This is a genomic window from Globicatella sanguinis NBRC 15551 (assembly GCF_001552295.1).
GTDB classification, from domain to species: Bacteria; Bacillota; Bacilli; order Lactobacillales; family Aerococcaceae; genus Globicatella; species Globicatella sanguinis.
Genome location: NZ_BCQX01000173.1, coordinates 1 through 3077, shown reverse-complemented (window position 1 = coordinate 3077; position 3077 = coordinate 1). Strand labels below are relative to the sequence as shown.

The window sequence follows — 3077 nt, the reverse complement described above, 5'->3', positions numbered from 1 at the left end:
CTACTTCTGGTCTACTCCCGTATTCTATGTAATTAAAATGTATGTGCTTTATACTGTGTTTTAAAATAGTTTTCCGAGTCATGAGAAGGAAGGATTTTTAGTTATGGAGGAGCTAACAGGAGAGTCAATCGATGAATCGTTAGTCTTTTTGGAGTGATAGATAAGGAGAAAAATTTCCGTCGCATTGTTGAATGACGTAAATTCAACTGCCATAACTGCCATAACTGTCATAGGCAAGCAATCACGCCGCATACTTCCCGACCTAATTTCAGTTTATTACGAACATCCTTACTAAATTAATTCAAAACGATAAATTAAACCTTTACATTAGAAATATTTCAGGTATAATTACTAAAAAATACAATCCTTTAACGACCGTCCTGTGAGGCGGGGAAGGTATGTAATGAAAAGTGGCCGTTTCAGGACCTCTTCTTTCCGCATGCCCGCGTTGAAGGAGAGGTCTTCTTTGTATAGGAGGAGAAAATGAAAAAACGGTTATGAATGAGAGGGAAATTAACTGAGTCAATTACCATACAGTCCGTGGGATGTGTGTGCTGACTTTAGTTGATAGACAAATCGTTTGGAATTCACTCACAGTTTAATTATTAGGAGGTAGACTATGAATCGATTGCAAGTAAAATTACCAGGTGTCGTTTTAAAAAATCCTGTTATGCCAGCTTCAGGCTGTTTTGGCTATGGTGAATCTTTCGCCAAACATTATGACTTAGGTGTGTTAGGCGCAATTGTGATTAAGAGTACAACGCTTGAAGAACGATTAGGGAACCCAGCACCACAATATGTGCACCGTGATGACGCTGTGTTAAACTCTGTTGGCTTGAAAAATCCGGGGATTAAGACCGTCCTTTCTGAGAAATTACCATTCTTAGCGAATTATGATGTTCCTGTAATTGCCAGCGTGGCGGGGTCCAAAGAAGAAGATTATATCGAGATGTGTCAACGAATCTCTCAAGCTGAGAATGTCCGTGCGATTGAACTTAATGTTTCTTGTCCAAATGTTAAAGAAGGAGGAATTTCTTTTGGCACGGATCCACAAGTAGTTAAACAATTAACCCAACAATGTAAAACAGTGACTCATCTACCCATCTATGTTAAGTTGACGCCTAATGTGACGGATATTGTTAGCATTGCAAAAGCAGCAGAAGAGGGTGGAGCTGACGCAATTACAATGATTAATACAATAACGGGTATGGCCTTTAATTTAGAAAGTAGACAGCCCATTTTAGGAGGGGTGACAGGTGGGTTATCTGGAACTTCTTTAAAACACATTGCCTTAAGGATGATTTATCAAGTTGCTGGAGCAGTTAAGATACCGATTATTGGAGTAGGTGGCATTAAGACCGTAGATGATGTTCTAGAAATGTATATGGCCGGCGCATCTGCTGTTCAAATCGGGACAGAAAATTATAATCAACCGATGATTTGCCCAACAATTATTAGCCAACTCCCTCAGCGAATGGATGAATTAGGCATTGAAAGCTTAGAGACTCTAATACACGAAGTGTCCGTCGCTCGATTTCACGACGGCCGGTAACAGGCTTAAGTGTCCGTGGTGCAGTTGAACGACAAAAATTCAACTACCATAACTGTCCGTGATGAGCAATCACGCGGGAATTATAACAGACTAAATTTCAGTTTATAGTGAACATGCTTAGTAAGTTAATTGAAAAAACTATCTATATATAATTAAGTGGGAGTGGGCAAGAAGTTGAAAATTAAATAATTTCGCTTCGTCGGCCCACTCCCCAAAATTTCTGTGCCCCACATCATTTGACAAAGAACTTTAAAAATAAAGATCCCATTGACTGCCTTAACAATCAATGGGACCTTAATCACGTGATTTTACCCAAAACCTTAATAATCTGCCGATTATCCTCAATCACTTAACGCGTGATTACGATCTTAACTACTCTTCTATATAAGTCTCATAGTGGTTCATCAAGATTCCGATGAAGGGTCTTTACTTAGTGAACGAAGATGTTGCACTAACCCCTCTCTCTATAAACAACTCAACTAAGTCACACGGTCTTCATTATTAAATAACTTATAATTCCTAATTTATATCATTAAACGATTAAAGATGCAGGAGTTAGTCAAACGTTAAAAAAATTTATTAATAACCTGATGTTTTTACGCGTAAGAGAGGTTGGAATGAACGTGTTAGGAAAATTAATACAATAATACAGCAAAGTGTTTCAGATAGAAACGCTCCCCCATTGACTAGGAATGAGTATACATATGGACTTTGTCCTTCAGGTGCATAAGACCCCCAGAATGATACCCCCGCAATAAAGTGGACGATATAACGAGCTAATGATCCCACTATTGTCGCCATGGAAGCTATCCCCCATTGTTTCACACGATTTGTTGGTTCTTCTTTTAATATTTTTTGCATATAAGGTGCAAAGAAACCAGCGAAACCAATGACTGCAAAAGCGACAAAATATTCAACTACAAATTGTACTAACGTTAATACATACGCATTACCGGTAATGTATTGGAGTAATCCCCATAAAAATCCACCCAAGCAACCTGCCAATGTACCACGACGTAAGGAAAGAATAATAATTGGAATCATCTTGACAGAAACCTTAAAACTCCATGATGGCGAAGGAATCATCAAATCAATAAGTAATGCTAAAGCGGCACAGATAGTAATCTCAATCAACGTTTGTGTCTTAATTTTTGACATAAAAAAACTCCTTTTCTTAACCAACACAAAAAAGGAGTTAAACATCTTGACGCAAGCATTACCTTGATCCAATAAAGGGTATAATCTCAGCCAATATGGCACCCCTTGTTTATGTTGAAATCTATATTTTAATAATGATTCTAACAAAAATAATGAAAAAAGTAAAATTAAAGTTACAAACCAATTACTTTCAACTTTTTATAATTTGGAAGGTTGCAATAGTCATAAAAATTTCTAACAACATTGCAAATGCTAATAGGACTTATTTTCCAAAAGGTAATAGCAGGGAGTGGGCAAGAAAATTAACGACGTTATAAATGGTTTAGATGGCCCGATTTAATTTTTTAGCGATATCCGTTACATTTTT

The 3077-nt window shown here is 37.3% G+C and carries 2 protein-coding genes and 1 riboswitch; of the genes, one reads left to right on the top strand and one right to left on the bottom strand.

Features of this window, described 5'->3' with window-relative positions:
• The first annotated feature begins 619 nt into the window (after window positions 1-619).
• On the top strand, window positions 620-1552 hold the full coding sequence (locus GSA01S_RS09810) for a dihydroorotate dehydrogenase (RefSeq protein WP_066127109.1): 933 nt from the start codon (window positions 620-622) through the stop codon (window positions 1550-1552).
• Window positions 1553-2131: 579 nt separating this feature from the next.
• Here the strand turns inward: GSA01S_RS09810 and thiT are convergent.
• Window positions 2132-2710: an energy-coupled thiamine transporter ThiT gene (thiT, locus tag GSA01S_RS09805; protein WP_066127106.1), complete on the bottom strand. Its 579-nt coding sequence runs from the start codon at window positions 2708-2710 to the stop codon at window positions 2132-2134.
• 27 nt (window positions 2711-2737) lie between these two features.
• A riboswitch (TPP riboswitch) is annotated at window positions 2738-2826 on the bottom strand.
• Window positions 2827-3077 lie beyond the last annotated feature (251 nt).